Source organism: Flavobacterium sp. H4147, from assembly GCF_029360735.1.
Classification (GTDB): domain Bacteria; phylum Bacteroidota; class Bacteroidia; order Flavobacteriales; family Flavobacteriaceae; genus Flavobacterium; species Flavobacterium endoglycinae.
This window is the reverse complement of record NZ_JARKNB010000001.1, coordinates 306,088-321,867: the sequence shown is the minus strand read 5'-3', so window position 1 is coordinate 321,867 and position 15,780 is coordinate 306,088. Positions and strand designations below refer to the sequence as shown.

Genomic DNA, 15,780 nt, shown 5'->3' with positions numbered 1-15,780 from the left:
AACCAAGAGATTGCCGATTTTTGTCGCTTTCAAAATCAATACGATACAATGGCAGTAGAGGATAATAAAGAAATAATTTTATTAAAAGTTTCTGGACACGATAAAATAGGGGTTACAGCAGGTTTAACAGCTGTACTGGCAGCGTATGATGCTAATATTTTAGATATTGGCCAAGCCGATATTCACGATACTCTTTCTTTGGGAATCTTATTCGAAATTGCAGCAGGTTCTTCTTCTGCTCCCGTTTTAAAAGATTTACTATTCAAAGCGTATGAGCTGGAAATCAAAGTGAAATTTATTCCGATTTCTATAGATGATTACGAGAAATGGGTAAAATCTCAATCTAAACAACGCTACATCATTAATATTTTGGGAGAAAAACTAGCCGCTTCCCAATTAGCCGCAGTAACCAAAATAATGTCAGATCAAAATCTCAATATTGACTCTATCATAAGACTTACAGGAAGAACTTCAATTGTTGAAAAAGAGCAATATCCTCGTTCTTGTATTCAATTATCTGTAACAGGTGAAATTGTAAATAAAATTGTCATGACGGCAAGTTTTATGGAAATTTCAAGAACTTTAAACGTTGATATTTCTTTCCAAGAAGATAATATTTACAGAAGAAACCGTCGTTTAGTATGCTTCGATATGGATTCTACTTTGATCCAGACAGAAGTTATTGACGAACTGGCAGAATTAAATGGAGTAGGAGATCAGGTTCGTGCCATTACCGAATCAGCTATGAATGGTGAAATTGATTTCAACGAAAGTTTTAAAAAACGTATGGCTTTGCTTGAAGGTTTAAGCGAAGAAGTATTGCAGAAAGTAGCCGTAAATTTACCCATTACACAAGGTGCGCATCGTTTGATGAAAGCCTTAAAATATTATGGATATAAAACTGCAATCCTATCTGGAGGATTTACCTATTTTGGAGAATATCTTCAAAAAGAATTAGGAATCGATTACGTTCACGCGAACCAATTAGAAATTAAAGATGGTAAGTTAACGGGTAAATACTTAGGTGATATTGTTGACGGACAAAAGAAAGCAGAACATCTTAAGGCTATTGCCGAAAAAGAGGGAATTCACATTAACCAGACCATTGCAGTTGGCGACGGAGCAAATGATTTGCCAATGCTGAACTTAGCAGGTCTTGGCATCGCTTTTCATGCTAAACCAAAAGTAAAAGAAAGTGCTTCAACTTCAATTTCTAGTCTCGGTCTTGACGGAGTTTTATACTTATTAGGATACCACGACAGATATATTGATATGATGTAGTCATCATCCTGAAAGAAGTAGAAGGGATTTATCTTCAAAAAAGGCTTCGAATTCGATTAGCCTGACAAACAAAAATGAACATATTTTTGTCATTTCATAAAAAACAAAACCTCAGTTTTCAATAAGCTGAGGTTTTTTAATTGAATAATTTTGTTTCTAGCTATTTGATTTTCAAAATATGATTTGATAAAAGATTAATTTACATCAAATGAAAATTCAATTTTAGTTTTTACGTGATAACCTTCATGTTCTCCTGGGAGCCATTTGGGAGATTTTTCAAGAACTTTTATAAGTTGTTTTCCTATTTTTTTACCAAGATCTTTTGTGATAACAACCTTTCTAATTGATCCATCCATGTCTACAATAAAATTGCAGTAAATTGTTCCTGTAATTTGTTTATCTTCTTTTGGCTTTTTGAATTTCATGTTAATATATTCAACAAATTTTTCTTCTCCACCAATAAATTCTGGTGCCACTTGAACGGTCTTTAATTCATAAGTTTGTTTTTGAATTGCACTTAATTGTTCTGTGTTTTGGGAAACTGATTTTTGAGCAAAAAAACTCAAAAATAAAAATAGAATTAGTTTCTTCATTGATAATATAAATTCAAAAAATTAAGTGCTGGCTTATTTACGAGATTCTATTTCTTTTGTGATTTCTTTCAAATTTTTAAGATTTAAAATAAGTATCGGAAGCAAAGCAATAGGAACCACATTGGCAACGCTGAAACCTTTAATAAAAACAATGAACAAATTAGAAATGAGCGAAAAAAAGAGCACAACTCCAAAAGTATAAGTCAGTGTTTTTAAAGTCTTATGATTTTTAACTAATTCCTCATTAGTCATTGCACTGTATTTCTTTTTATCGGCCATTTTTAAATAGAATTATCTTTTACACACATTTCTTTTAATTGTTCCAGATAATCTCTTTGATTCGAAAGTCTAGGGATTTTATTTTGTCCGCCCAATTTGTCGCGCTCTTTCAGCCAGTCGTAAAACAGATTTTCACGCGCCACATTAATCACCAAAGGATTTAAGGTCATATTATTATAACGTTTTGCTTCGTAATCAGAATTTAAGGTTTGAAGCGTTTCGTCTAATACTTTTTGGAAAAGACCCACGTCGGCTGGTTTTTTCTTGAATTCAATCATCCATTCGTGAGCGCCTTTTTCTTTGTCCTGCATAAAAATAGGAGCAACAGTATAATCAATAACTTCAGTTTGTGTAATTTGACAGGCTTTTGCAATGGCCTGATCAGTGTTTTCAACCATTAATTCTTCACCAAAAACATTAATATGATGTTTGGTTCTTCCAGTAACGCGTATTCTGTACGGATTTAGAGAAGTAAAACGAACTGTATCGCCAATTAAATAACGCCACAAACCAGAATTCGTAGTAATCACAATGGCGTAATTTTTATTCAATTCGACTTCAGAAAGAGGAATTACTTTTTGATTTGTCGACCCAAAAGTATCCATCGGGATAAATTCATAGAATATCCCGTAATCCAGCATCAACAGTAAATCACTTGAATTATTCAAATCTTGAATAGCAAAAAAACCTTCAGATGCGTTGTAAATTTCGTAATATCTAAAATCGTTGCTTGGCAGTAATTTTTTATATTGTTCTTTGTAAGGAGAAAAACTCACTCCGCCGTGAAAATACACTTCTAGATTTGGCCACAATTCCAGCAGACTTTGTTTGCCAGTATTTTCCAAAACCTTATTCATTAAAACCAGCATCCAGGAAGGAACTCCTGCGAAACTCGTAACATTTTCGTTTTTAGTTTCGTTAATAATAGCAGCAATTTTGGCTTCCCATTCGCTCATTAACGACGTTTTACTGCTTGGAGTACTGCTGAATTCAGCCCAAATGGGCATGTTTTCAATTAAAATTGCCGATAAGTCTCCAAAAAAAGTATTATTGTTTTCATAAATCTGAGAACTTCCGCCTAAGCGAAGACTTTTTCCTAAAAACAATTCAGAATCTTCATTGTTGTTCAAATACAAGCACAATAAATCTTTGCTTCCTTTATAATGACAATCTTCAAGAGCTTCTGTACTTACCGGAATAAATTTACTTTTAGCATTGGTTGTTCCGCTTGATTTGGCAAACCATTTTATAGGAGATTCCCAAAAAACATTTTGTTCTCCCTGACGAGTACGTTCGATTAAAGGCTGTAATTCTTCGTAGGTAGCAATAGGAACTCTTTCTGCAAAAGTTTTATAAGAGTTGATAGACTCAAAATCATATTTTTTTCCAATAACCGTATTTTCCGATGCCGTTAATAAATTATGTAATAGTTCTTCCTGAACTTCATTTGGATATTTTAAAAAAAGTTCTATTTGATGTATCCTTTGCTTAAGGACCCAAGATGCAAAAGAGTTTATTATAGATAAAGGCATGAAAAAAGTGGTTTTTGATGTTAGCTTTTACGTTTGGATGTAAAATCCAGAAACTTAAAATTTGAATATCAATAGACAAATCTTAACTTTGCTGTCATATCAAAAATAGTGTTTTTTGTAATAAAAAACACGCTGATTAAGCTAAAGATTTAACTCAATAGAAAAAGATTTCACGAATTAGAGGCCATGCTTTTTAAGCAGATTTTATAATCCAATACTAAAACTTTCAATTTTAAATTAAAATGACATATCAAGGAGTACTTACCAAAATGCAGACTGAATTAGGAAATCCAATTCAATATTACCTAGTTTTTGAAGACAGCTTTTTGAATGTTAATCAGTTATTAGATAAAGAAATTGAAATTAGCTTTGCAGGATTTCAGTGTTTAAACTGCCAGAAAAAGAAAAAAATCTACAGACAAGGATTCTGTTACGAGTGTTTTTATTCAAGCCCGGCAGTTGGCGACTGGATTATGAAACCAGAACTAAGCACCGCCCATTTAGGAATTGCCGATCGTGATTTAGAATACGAGCAGAAAGCACAATTACAGCCTCATATTGTTTATCTGGCTTTGTCAAGTGAAATAAAAGTAGGGGTAACTCGTAAAACACAAGTTCCAACACGATGGATCGATCAAGGTGCAACACAGGCCATTGCTATTGTTGAGGTGCCCAATCGCTATTTGGCCGGAATTACCGAGGTCGCTTTGAAAAACCATTATGCAGATAAAACCAATTGGCGAAAAATGCTGCAATGTACAGCAGAATCATGTGATTTGGTTTTAGAAAAATCAAAAGTGGAAAGCTTGATTCCATTTGAAGTGAAGGACTATTTCTACAGTCAGAAAAATGATATTTATGAATTGAAATATCCAATTTTAACTTATCCCACAAAAGTGGCAAGCTTGAATCTAGATAAAACCCCAACTTTTCAAGGAAAATTAGTAGGGATTAAAGGGCAGTACCTGATTTTCGAAAACGGGACTGTTTTTAATATTCGTGGTTCAGAGGGCTATGTTGTAAATATAAACGTCTAGTAGTATCGACTCTCCGTCTATTACTTTAAGGCATTTGTAGAATAGTCTCGAATAAATGTAATTAACTTTATATTTTAGGGGCTTTCTGAAATAAAAGATGTGAGTTTTGGTAAATTTTTTTACAATTTTGTAATGTTTGCTTATTCAAAGAATTTAATTTTAGGAAAAATTTAACTTATATTTGGTAAGTTCTAAGAAACGACCACCAAATTTACAAACAAACTTAATTCTAAAAACAATTTTAATTGAATGGGTAACTTAAACAAAGTTAACGTAGTCAGGCGCGGTTTAATGCGTGTTCTAACTAAAAACATCGGGGCTTCAAACGCTTCAAAAAGTGGAACGATTGATAAAAGCAAAATAAAAAAGGTCTTAATCTGTAGACCAAACGGCAGATTAGGAAACCTGCTTTTAATTACGCCGCTTATTCAGGAAGTTTCTAATACCTTTCCTGGATGCACAATTGATGTATTTGTAAAAGGAACGCTTGCTCCCATTGTATTTGAAAAATATGAGAATGTCGATAAAATAATCGATCTTCCTAAAAAACCTTTTAAAGAATTAATCCGCTACTTAAAAGTGTGGACATTGATCAGAAAACAGAATTACGACTTAGTAGTAAATGTTGATCAAAACTCTTCCTCTGGCAGACTTGCCGTGCAGTTTTCAACTGCGAAATATAAATTTTTTGGCGATCTTCCAGAAAATGTCAACTTAAACTTTGACGATTACGATCATATTGCAAAATATCCGGTTTATAATTTCAGATATTTTTTGAGCCAGTTTGGTATTGAAGACCAAAGAAAACCTGTAGAACTTATTGATTTAAAATTAACGCAGGATGAAATTAACAAGGGTAAAAATATTTTAGACGGAATTATCGACAATCAGAAAAAAACAATTGCGATTTTTACTTTTGCTACAGGCGCAAAATGTTTTTCGGTTGAATGGTGGGAAGAATTTTATTCGGCATTAAAAAAAGAATATCCAGATCATAATATTTTCGAAGTGCTTCCAGTTGAAAATGTTTCGCAGATTAACTTTCAAGCGCCTTCTTTTTACAGCAAAGACGTCCGCGAAATTGGATCTGTTTTAGCGAATGTTGATGTTTTTGTGGGAGCTGACAGCGGTATTATGCACTTATCAAGTGCTTCCAAAACATCGACCGTTGGATTGTTTTCTATTTCAAATTTAAAGAAATATGAGCCTTACGGAAACAACAGCGTAGGAATTGATACGAATACACTTGGAATTCCAGATTACATAAAAGCAATAAACAAAATCCTGAACGCTTAATTCAGGATCTATATAAAAAGAAACGGCTCCGAAATTTCGGAGCCGTTTTTATTTGAAATAAACTTTATTAGTTTTTCTTTTTGAAAAGACCATTAATTAAGTCACTTGCTTTTTTTGTAGCTTCTTGTGTCTTTTGTTCTTTTTCAGTTTTCGCCGCCTGAGTAGTGTCTTTCGCTTTTGTGTTTTTATTGATTAAATCCGTAAGCGCAGAAGTACCTTTTTGAGTCAGCTTTTCTTTTTGTTGATTCACCAGCTGAGTAGTTAAATTATTAACTGCTGTTTTCATATCAGTACTGATTTTCGGATTAGAAAAATTACCAGTTAACATAGCTGTTATTGGAATGTTGTCTAATTTCGTGGCATCAGAAGGTGATAATTTTGCAATTAAAGCATTAGCTTCAGTACCCAGATATTTAGCTGGAACATCTAATTTTAAATTGTAGTTCATGTTTTGGTCAAAACCATGCGTACCGCCAACTGTAATTTTAATATCTTGATATTTAATGTCAAATGGTTTTACATTTACTTTTCCGTCATCAAATGTCAATGCCATTTTCAAGTCGTTTAAATTCAATTTGTTTGCATCAAGGAATTTGATGTTTGAAGTCAATGAATTTAATACAGTAGAATTTTTAGCATTTACAGTAGTCGAAAGTAATTGTCCTAACAAATCCCCTGATAAAGACTTTAAATCTGGAGTTAATTCTTTCGCATCTAAATTTCCGTTTAATTTGATCGTCGAATTTAATTTACCATTAATGATTCCAGCAATTGGAGCAATTTTTTTCATCATGTCTAATTGCGTAAAAGTCTGCGCAATATCCACTTGATTGAAACCTAAATTCATGTCGAATGTTGGTACTTTTGATTTAGTTGAAACAGCACCAGTTAAGCCAATTGTTCCTCCAAAAATTGAGGTTTTAAAGTTTTCAAGCTGTGCTTTTTCATCTTTAATAATCAATTTACCAGAAACATCTTTTAGTTTTAAATTATCATATAAAACCGTAGTTGCTTTTGCATTTAAAGTACAGTTTAAGAAAGCAGGAATTTTCATTGCTTCAGCTGGTTTTGCTGGAGTTTTGGTTTCTTCTTTTGCCGGTTCTCCCGAAGTCATGAAATCATCAACAGCCAATTGATTTGAACTCATATTGAAGTTTCCTCTCAATTCTTGTTTTTTGAACATGAAACCATAGAAATTTTCTAAAACACCATTAATGCTTATGTCACTTTTTCCTGTTGTAGCATCAAATTGTTTCAAGTTGATTTTACTTGGATTAAACTCTACTAAAGCCGTGCTGATGTTCATTGACTTGTTATTTTCATCAGTATATTTAAATCCTGATAAACTCATTGTTCCAGCATTTTTTATGTTTTGATACTGACTTTTTTCAACAGAAGCCATATCAAAATTAGTCGTAACGTCTGCTTTTAAAATACCAGCCAGAGGTTTGTCCATTTTAATTGGATATGCTTTTGAAAGATTCGCTAGGTTAATCGTTCCTTTCAAAGCGGCATCAACAATAGGATTAACAGTAATGTTTTTAATATTCGCTTTAGCGCTAAAAACATCTTGATCGATTCTAAAAGATAATTTGTCTAGGTTTACATAGGTATCGTTTAGAATTCCGGTTTCGTTGATAATTTTCGTATCGATTACAATATTCTGAACTGATTTTGGAAGGTTCGGATATTGGAATGAAGCATTATTGGAAGCAATCGCAATGTTGAATTTTGGAACAGTTGTATCTGTTAATTCTCCTTTTGCAAAACCAACTACTGTAAAATCTCCCGTTGTTTTTACACCATCAAGACTTGAAGCGTAAGCAGCAGGAATTAGTCCTAAGAAATTTGTAAATGAAGAAGTAGGTGTTTTAAACTTCAAATCGTAAATCTGTGCTTTTTCAGCCATTTGAATGAATCCATCAAATTCTAAAGGAAGCTGATTGATTAAGGCTTTATTTTCCTTAAAAGTGTATTTACTTTTTTCTAAGTCAATTCCTAAAATCGCATCCAAAGTTAATTTTATGTTTTTCATATAATTAATCTTGTCCATATCCAAAGATACGTTTGCAGTAGTTTTGGTATTTAAATCCAGAACTGAATTGGTAAAATCTCCCGTTCCTTCATGATTTAAACTATCAATAACCATTTTAATTTTAGAACCCTGATCGATATATCTAAAAGTGAAGTTCTCTATTTTATAGTTTTGAATTTTTAAAGAAAGCGGACTGCTTTTGTCGTCTTTTTTATCTTCGTTCTTCTTGTCTTTTAAAGCAATATCAAAGTTTCCAACACCATCTTTATTGAAAATAATATTGATTAAACCATTTTCAGAAGTAATGCCTTCAATGTTTAATGGTTCGTCTTTTCCTTTGAAAAGTTCTTTGATACTCATTTTAAGATTTAATTCTCCTAGTGAAACCAAAGTATCTCCTTCAAAAGGCGCTTTGTTAATGATAACCAGTTTTTCGATTCCAACTGCTGCATTTGGGAAGTTTTTAAACAAACTTAAATCAGCATCGGCAAAGCTTACTTTGGCATCAACACTTTCGTTGATTGCATCTGCAATTTTGGCTTTGATCTGATCCTTGAACAAAAACGGAATGGCAAATAATGCGGCCACAAAAACCACAATTACAATGGCGGTTACTTTTAAAATTTTCTTTAGCATATTTATAGATTTGAGGTTTACTTTTGAAAATTGACTCTTTGCAAAAATAGCTTTTTTTGATTGAGTATGAAGATAAAATTTTCTTAAAAATGTAAGAAATTACTCTTGTTTAATGCAAAAAAATCCGTTTGAGAATTTCAAACGGATTGTCTATTTATTTTTTTATAAAAGAAACGATCTTATTAATCATCGTTTCAGAAATTGGCAGATTTTCATTTTTATAACTTTCCATGTTGGCTTGTTTGTCGCCTTCAATGGTTTTCATAATATGATTCATTTTATCGATAATGACCAATTCAGAGTTTTTGCTGGCTTTCGAAAGATTCTCGGCATCTTTAACATCAACCTGTAAATCGGTATTTCCTTGGATGATTAAAACTGGAATAGTCAATTTCTTAATCTCAATTTGTGGATCATACTTAAACCATGAAATCAAATAAGGCTGAATACTTGGTCTGAAAAGTGAATTCAGCATCGGATCAACTTTTTTAACCTGATTACCGCTTTTTAGACTGTCAATAATCGGAAAAGTCATGTCTTCTATCTGTTTATTGGATTTAGAAGAAATTTGATTTTTCAAAAGTTTATCTGCTGATTCTCCTGCACCGGCAATCGAAATAAATTTAGCTGCTTTTGCGCTGGCAATCATTCCAATTAAAGAACCTTCACTATGACCTATAATGATTAGCTGAGTAAAACGTTTGTCTTGTTTTAAAAAGTTAATCCAGCTTTTTGCATCTTCCGTATAATTTTCAAAAACCAAACTTGATTCTGCTGTCGCTGCCGGTTTGCTTTCACCAATTCCTCTTTTATCGTATCGTAGTGATGCAATTCCGTTTTGAGCCAGCGCTTCTGCCAGCATTTTCAGCGAATTGTTTTTCATCATCGGATTATTTCCGTTTCGGTCTGTTGGTCCAGATCCTGCAATTAGTAAAGCCACGGGGCATTTTTTTACATTATCTGGAACCGTCAGCGTACCAAAAAGCTTATCGACATTGATTTTTAAAGTAACATTAGTTTCTTTAAAAGTATCTTGTTTTGCATTTTGAGCATAAATACTGGTCAAAAACAAAACGCTCAAAAACAGCAGTATCTTTTTCATTTTCAGCGGAATTATTTAATATCTATTCCAAAAGGCATCATAGCCTGAACTCCTTTTTGTCTTTGAAATCTTTTTACCTGTTCAATCAGCATGTAATTTTCTTCGCCTATTTCTTCTTTAATAAAAGCTTCTTTTGTGCGTGAAAATGGCATATTGGCTAATAAGTCTCCAACCGTTTTTTCATATTCAGGATAATTCTGAGTACCGTAATCTTTAATTTTAGCAATTCTGGCAGCTTCTGCAATCGCATCATTTAAGCCGCCAATTTTATCTACTAAACCAATTTTTAAAGCTTCAGATCCTGACCAAACTCTTCCCTGAGCAATTGCGTCAACTTGTGCGAAAGTCATTTTTCGGCCTTCGGCAACGTGAGTTACAAAAGTATTGTAAACTTGTTCAATACTTTCAAGTGTAAATGCTTTGAATTTTTCGTCAACAGGAACAAACGGACTATAATTAGCCGAGTTTTCGTGTGTTTTTACTTGTTCGCTGTTGATTCCTAATTTATTAGCCAACGGAGTGAAATTTGGCAATACTCCAAAAACTCCTATAGAACCTGTAATAGTGTTGCTTTCAGCGAAAATTTTATTAGCGTTGCAAGCAATATAATATCCACCTGAAGCTGCGTAATTCCCCATAGAAACCACGACTGGCTTTACTTTTTTGGTAATTTCGATTTCTCTCCAGATTAAGTCAGAAGTTAAAGCACTTCCGCCTGGGCTGTCAATTCTTAAAACAATGGCTTTTATATCTTCATTTTTTCTAGCTTCTTGTAGAGAACGACGCATTGAACCTTCACCAATCATATTAACATCACCTTCACCGCCTGCAATTTCGCCTTGAGCGTAAATAATCGCAATTTGATCGTCAGCGATATTGGTTAAAGCTGTGGTCATGTTATTTTGGGTGTAATCTAAAATAGATATTTTGTTGTAATCGTCGTCGCCTTTTACTTTCAGTGCTTTTTTAATTGCATCATGATAAACGTCTTCATACGCTACAATATCTACTAAATGCTGGTTTTTTGCCATTTGTGGCGTTCTTGCCAATAAACCGTTCGCGATTTCATTTAGTTTGTCAACCGGAATATTTCTGCTTTTTGAAATATCACCGCAAACTGTTGACCAAATAGAATTTAAAAGTGCCGTAACTTGTTCTCTGTTGGCATCACTCATCTTATTTTCTAAGAAAGGTTCAACAGCGCTTTTGTATTTTCCGTGACGAATTACTTCCATGTGAATACCTGATTTTTCTTGAAAATCTTTGAAAAACATTATTTCAGACGAAAGTCCTTTAAAGTCTAAATCTCCCGCTGGATTTAAATAAATAGTATTGGCAACAGAGTTTAAATAATATTCTTTTTGTGAAAAAGTATTAGCATAAGCCCAAACAAATTTTCCTGATTTTTTGAAGCTTTCCAAAGCATTTCTTAAATCTTTGTATTGAGCAAGACCTAAAGAAGATTGATCGTTTAAAATTGAGATTCCTTTAATATTGTCGTCCGTTTTTGCTGCTTCAATAGCATTGATAACATCGCTTAAACCAACTCCTTTTTTATCTGAAAAAACAGTAACCCAAGGATCTTTGTATTTTCCTGCATAATCATTGTTAATACGGCTAAGGTCTAATTCGATTACCGAATCGCTTTTAACCGAAACTTTATCATCTCCTCCAAAAATAGCTCCGATTAGAATTACTCCAAAAAAGAAAATCATTATAAATACAAAAATACCAACAACTGTGGCAATTACATTTCCTAAAAATTTCATAAGTATATTTTTTTTAATATGTAGCGCGAATGGCTGATATGTTACAAATTTCGCACATTATTTTATTTACGTCTTTATGTCGTTTCACAAATATATTGGTTAATTCTAAAATAGTTTTAGTTAATTTGCATTTATTATGAAAACACAGCATCAGGTCGTTTTATCTATAGGCAGCAATCAGGGAAACAGGTTAGAAAATATCGAAAGTTGTATCGATTTGATACATCAGGAAGTAGGAACTGTGATTCGGGTTTCAAAGCTTTATGAAACGCCTGCTTGGGGTTTTGAAAGTGATGCTTTTTACAATTGTGCTTTATTACTTCACAGTTCTTCATCGGCACACAAAATATTAAATCAGGTTTTAAAAGTCGAAAAACAATTAGGCAGAATCCGTTCAAATCAAGAAGGATATCAAAGCCGTACAATCGATATCGATTTGATTGTTTTTGATGATGAAATTATCGATTCTGAAAAATTACAGATTCCGCATCCTTTAATGCAGAACCGAAATTTTGTATTGCTTCCGATACAAGATTTAAAATTAGACTGGAAACATCCCATTCTTCATAAAACTATTTCGGAGCTAATGGCTATTTCGCCTGACGACAGCGTTTGTACTGTTGTGCAGGATTTGAAATGTCCGTTAAACGAAATTGAGCTTGATAAGTTTAATTATATTGCTTTTGAGGGAAATATTGGCGCAGGAAAAACGACTTTGGTTCATAAAATTGCAGCTGATTTTAATGCAAAAACCGTTTTGGAACGTTTTGCTGATAATCCGTTTTTACCCAAGTTTTATAAAGATCAAAACCGATATGCTTTTCCGTTAGAAATGTCTTTTTTAGCCGATCGTTATCAGCAATTATCAGATGATTTGGCACAGTTTGATTTGTTTAAGGATTTTATTGTGGCTGATTATCATATTTTTAAATCATTGATTTTTGCTAAAATTACGCTTCAAGAAGATGAATATCGTTTGTACCGAAACTTATTTGATATCATTTACAAAGAAATGCCAAAACCAGATCTTTATGTTTACTTGTATCAGAATACTGAAAGGCTGCTTCAAAATATAAAAAAACGAGGCAGAAACTACGAACAGAATATCGAAGGAGAATATCTAGATAAAATCAACAATGGTTATCTGGAATACATAAAATCCCAAACCAATTTGAATGTTTTAATTATAGATGTTTCCGATCGTGATTTTGTAAAGAAACAAGAAGATTACGTTTTTATTTTAAACGAAATTAAGAAGAAGCTGGGTTGATAATTTGATAATTAGAAAATGTGTCAATTAGATAATTTTATGTGGTTTTGTTAAAATTATCTCATTGCCTAATTATCAAATTGCCACATTCTCAAAACTATCTTTTGAGTGAAAAATGCCCTCTTAGTATTGGTTTGGAATCATCTATTTTTAAAGCATACCAATAATCAGAAGCCGGAAGCGGCGTTTTTTCGAAAGTTCCGTCCCAGCTCATTTTTGATGAGTTTAACTGAGTGATTAGTTTACCGTAACGGTCAAAAATAGTTACTTCTGCCTGAGGATAATTTTCCATTCCGGTTACTTCCCATAAATCATTATACGAATCGTTGTTTGGAGTGAAAAATGGAGGGAAAACAAGTATTACAAAGTTTTGGGTAACACCACCACATCCGCTTTTTTCTCTTACATAAGCAGTTTGGAGTCCACCAGGAACATCATAAAAAATATTAGAATCCTGAAAGTTTACGCCATCAACAGAGTATTCAAAATAATTGCTTTCTTTTTTAAGATAAATAATCGCTCTTGTGCCATTTACGTCGATTCGGTCAATTTTTGGGGTTTCTCGTTCCTCAACAACAATGGTTTTTCGGCTGGTGCAGTTTTCAGGAGAAGGACTTGTAACATCAACCGTATACGTTCCGCCTTTAGTGACCACAATAGTTTGTGTGGTTTCGCCATTTGACCATAAATAATTCATTCCAAGAACTCCCGCGTTAAGCGTTACAGATTGTGATTGGCATAAAACAACATTTTCATCTGTAACCACTGGCGGATTGTAAATGATTATATCTACCGCAGTACGATTTGTATTGATACAGCCTGCGTTTGAAGCTTCGGCATAATAAGTGGTATTTGCTGAAAGATTTGGAGTTGTGAAACTTGTTCCGGTAAAAACACTCGTTCCGCCAACCGCAGATGTAAACCAATTAATACTTCCAATATTTGAACTGGCTGTAATTGTTACAGATCCCGGGCCGCAGTTGGTATAAGTAGTTTGGCCTGCAACTGGATTTGTTGGAGTTGCATTTACTGTAGCTGTAACCGATTTTCTGTTGGATACGCAGCCAGCATCTACATAATAAGTTGTGGTTGAATTTATGATTGGAGTAGTATAGCTGTTTCCCGTTCCTAATAGATTTCCTCCAACAGCGGCATCATACCAGCTGATGGTTGCGCCGGCAGTTGCAGTTGCATTAAAGGTAAAAGTTCCAGAATCACAAACAGGACTTGGATTTGCTGCTGGTGTTACAACTGGAATTGTAATTTTTGTACTCGCCGCAATTTCAAGTGGAGATTCACCGGGCATTCCGCCATATTCCACAACATAACCTTTTGGCTGATAAGCATCTCCAGGTGTTAAAGAACCTGTGTTAGAGAGATCGTTCCAAGAACCTCTAATTCCAATTCCCGGCTGTGTAATATGTGCATAATCTTCATCGCCTTGATTATTAGGTTCTCCTGTATTCCAGAACGTGTAACTCATTACAGTTCCTGCTTCAGGACCTGTAACCCATTTCCAAACACCTTCAGTTTCGGCATCGCTTCCGCCAATCCATCCAGTTCCAGAAGCTTGTTCACCAATTAATTGTGCTTCATCCTGAGATAAAATAGTAGCCAGATAACCTTTTAATCCATAATAAATGCTTGCTTCAGCAGCCGCTTTTGCACTTGTCCATGTAATACCAACATTCGGAACAAATAAATAATAATGCTGTGTTGAAGGTAAATAATTCGCATTCCCAATTGTTATTGAAAAGGTTCTGGTTCCAGAAGCTGAAGCCGAAGAATTCGTAAAAACCACATCTTTTACGGCGGCAACTAAATCAGAATATAAAACATCAATACCTGTTGGACTTGTTATGCTTAATTTTCCCGCTGTTGCATCCCAGTTTGTCGTTACATTAGGATGTGCTGCTACATTAGAAAGTGAAAGCAAATCTAACCCACTTGAATAACCAGATGAGATTTGAATATAAACACCTTTAATTCCTGTTTCTGCAGGGTCATGCGTAATACTAAAATCAGTTACAATTTTTATGATATTTTGTGGACAATATAATTGATCTCCAGTTGCTTTAACAATAGGAGCAGTTGTTGCAGAAAATTTACTGCGGTCATTTGAATATTTTGAGATCTTGTCTTGGTTGGTTGTCGAATTTGCAAAATGCTGATTAACAACAGAGGTGTCTTGTGCAAATCCAGCAAAAGGAGATAGTAATAAAAATAATCGTAATGATTTTAGGAAATAGATATTTTTCATTTTATAAAAATATTAATTTTATAATAATAAAAAAATATATTTGAATTTATGTCAAATAAAGTTTTAAATTAATGTAAAAACTATATTTTTAAAGCAGAAAAAGTTTTTAATTGTTAGGCCAGTTTAATTTCTGAAATAAATCCCAAACCACAATTCCTGCGCTCACAGAAATGTTCAAGGAGTGTTTTGTTCCAAGTTGCGGAATTTCGATACAGCCATCGCAGATCGCAACAGCTTCTTGAGCAACGCCATATACCTCGTTGCCAAAAACCAAAGCATATTTTTGATTTTTCTCCACTTTAAAATCTTGCAAGAAAATGGCACTTTCTACTTGTTCAATAGCAAGTGTCAAGATGTTTTCTTTTTTAAGATTTTCGATTACTTCCAGCACATTTTCATGATGTTCCCAAGCAACAGTTTCGGTTGCTCCAAGTGCAGTTTTGTGAATTTCTTTATTTGGGGGAGTAGCAGTAATACCGCAGAGGATTATTTTTTCGATTAAAAAAGCATCGGCTGTTCTAAACACAGATCCAATATTATGAAGGCTTCGAATGTCATCCAAAACTAATATTAAAGGGGTTTTGTCTGATTTTTTAAAGTCTTCTATAGATTTTCTATCTAGTTCGCTGTTTTCAAGTTTTCTCATTGGTGTAATTTCTGGTCATAAAAAAAGCTTCCAAAGATAAGGAA

12 protein-coding genes are annotated in these 15,780 nt (G+C 33.5%); 4 read left to right on the top strand and 8 right to left on the bottom strand.

All coding sequences use genetic code 11. The features are described from left to right. Positions 1-48 precede the first annotated feature (48 nt). Positions 49-1,281 carry a phosphoserine phosphatase SerB gene (gene serB, locus P2W75_RS01420; RefSeq protein ID WP_207297709.1) on the top strand — a complete coding sequence of 411 codons (1,233 nt, stop codon included), beginning with the start codon at positions 49-51 and terminating at the stop codon, positions 1,279-1,281. A gap of 194 nt (positions 1,282-1,475) precedes the next feature. Here the strand turns inward: serB and P2W75_RS01415 are convergent, their stop codons facing one another. From P2W75_RS01415 to P2W75_RS01405, 3 genes are read right to left on the bottom strand one after another with little or no spacing between them, the layout of a single operon-like run. Then, the gene (locus P2W75_RS01415; RefSeq protein ID WP_276378631.1) at positions 1,476-1,874 is read right to left on the bottom strand and encodes an energy transducer TonB; all 399 of its coding nucleotides are present in this window, start codon (positions 1,872-1,874) and stop codon (positions 1,476-1,478) included. A 33-nt stretch (positions 1,875-1,907) separates the two neighbouring features. Next, on the bottom strand, positions 1,908-2,153 hold the full coding sequence (locus tag P2W75_RS01410; protein WP_207297708.1) for a redox-active disulfide protein 2: 246 nt from the start codon (positions 2,151-2,153) through the stop codon (positions 1,908-1,910). 2 nt (positions 2,154-2,155) lie between these two features. Further along, positions 2,156-3,685, bottom strand: a complete 1,530-nt coding sequence (locus P2W75_RS01405) for a GH3 auxin-responsive promoter family protein (RefSeq protein ID WP_207297707.1) — start codon at positions 3,683-3,685, stop codon at positions 2,156-2,158. Positions 3,686-3,927: 242 nt separating this feature from the next. On the opposite strand from P2W75_RS01405, the gene P2W75_RS01400 reads away from it, so the two are divergent. Continuing rightward, the gene (locus P2W75_RS01400; protein ID WP_276378630.1) at positions 3,928-4,722 is read left to right on the top strand and encodes a DUF2797 domain-containing protein; all 795 of its coding nucleotides are present in this window, start codon (positions 3,928-3,930) and stop codon (positions 4,720-4,722) included. 249 nt (positions 4,723-4,971) lie between these two features. Next, positions 4,972-6,018 carry a glycosyltransferase family 9 protein gene (locus P2W75_RS01395; RefSeq protein ID WP_276378629.1) on the top strand — a complete coding sequence of 349 codons (1,047 nt, stop codon included), beginning with the start codon at positions 4,972-4,974 and terminating at the stop codon, positions 6,016-6,018. A gap of 67 nt (positions 6,019-6,085) precedes the next feature. Here the strand turns inward: P2W75_RS01395 and P2W75_RS01390 are convergent, their stop codons facing one another. The 3 genes from P2W75_RS01390 to sppA form a co-directional block, all read right to left on the bottom strand. Further along, entirely contained in the window at positions 6,086-8,689 is a 2,604-nt protein-coding gene (locus P2W75_RS01390) for an AsmA-like C-terminal region-containing protein (RefSeq protein WP_276378628.1), read from the bottom strand. A 154-nt stretch (positions 8,690-8,843) separates the two neighbouring features. Beyond that, positions 8,844-9,791 carry an alpha/beta fold hydrolase gene (locus tag P2W75_RS01385; RefSeq protein ID WP_276378627.1) on the bottom strand — a complete coding sequence of 316 codons (948 nt, stop codon included), beginning with the start codon at positions 9,789-9,791 and terminating at the stop codon, positions 8,844-8,846. An 11-nt stretch (positions 9,792-9,802) separates the two neighbouring features. Continuing rightward, on the bottom strand, positions 9,803-11,560 hold the full coding sequence (sppA, locus tag P2W75_RS01380; RefSeq protein WP_276378626.1) for a signal peptide peptidase SppA: 1,758 nt from the start codon (positions 11,558-11,560) through the stop codon (positions 9,803-9,805). A 136-nt stretch (positions 11,561-11,696) separates the two neighbouring features. Between sppA and folK the strand changes: the two genes are divergently transcribed. Continuing rightward, positions 11,697-12,830 (top strand): 2-amino-4-hydroxy-6-hydroxymethyldihydropteridine diphosphokinase, encoded by a 1,134-nt coding sequence (gene folK, locus P2W75_RS01375; protein WP_276378625.1) that lies wholly within the window; start codon positions 11,697-11,699, stop codon positions 12,828-12,830. Positions 12,831-12,927: 97 nt separating this feature from the next. Here the strand turns inward: folK and P2W75_RS01370 are convergent, their stop codons facing one another. Both P2W75_RS01370 and P2W75_RS01365 read right to left on the bottom strand, forming a co-directional pair. Then, on the bottom strand, positions 12,928-15,090 hold the full coding sequence (locus P2W75_RS01370) for a T9SS type B sorting domain-containing protein (protein WP_276378624.1): 2,163 nt from the start codon (positions 15,088-15,090) through the stop codon (positions 12,928-12,930). A 106-nt stretch (positions 15,091-15,196) separates the two neighbouring features. Next, positions 15,197-15,736, bottom strand: a complete 540-nt coding sequence (locus P2W75_RS01365) for an RNA methyltransferase (RefSeq protein ID WP_207297699.1) — start codon at positions 15,734-15,736, stop codon at positions 15,197-15,199. Positions 15,737-15,780 lie beyond the last annotated feature (44 nt).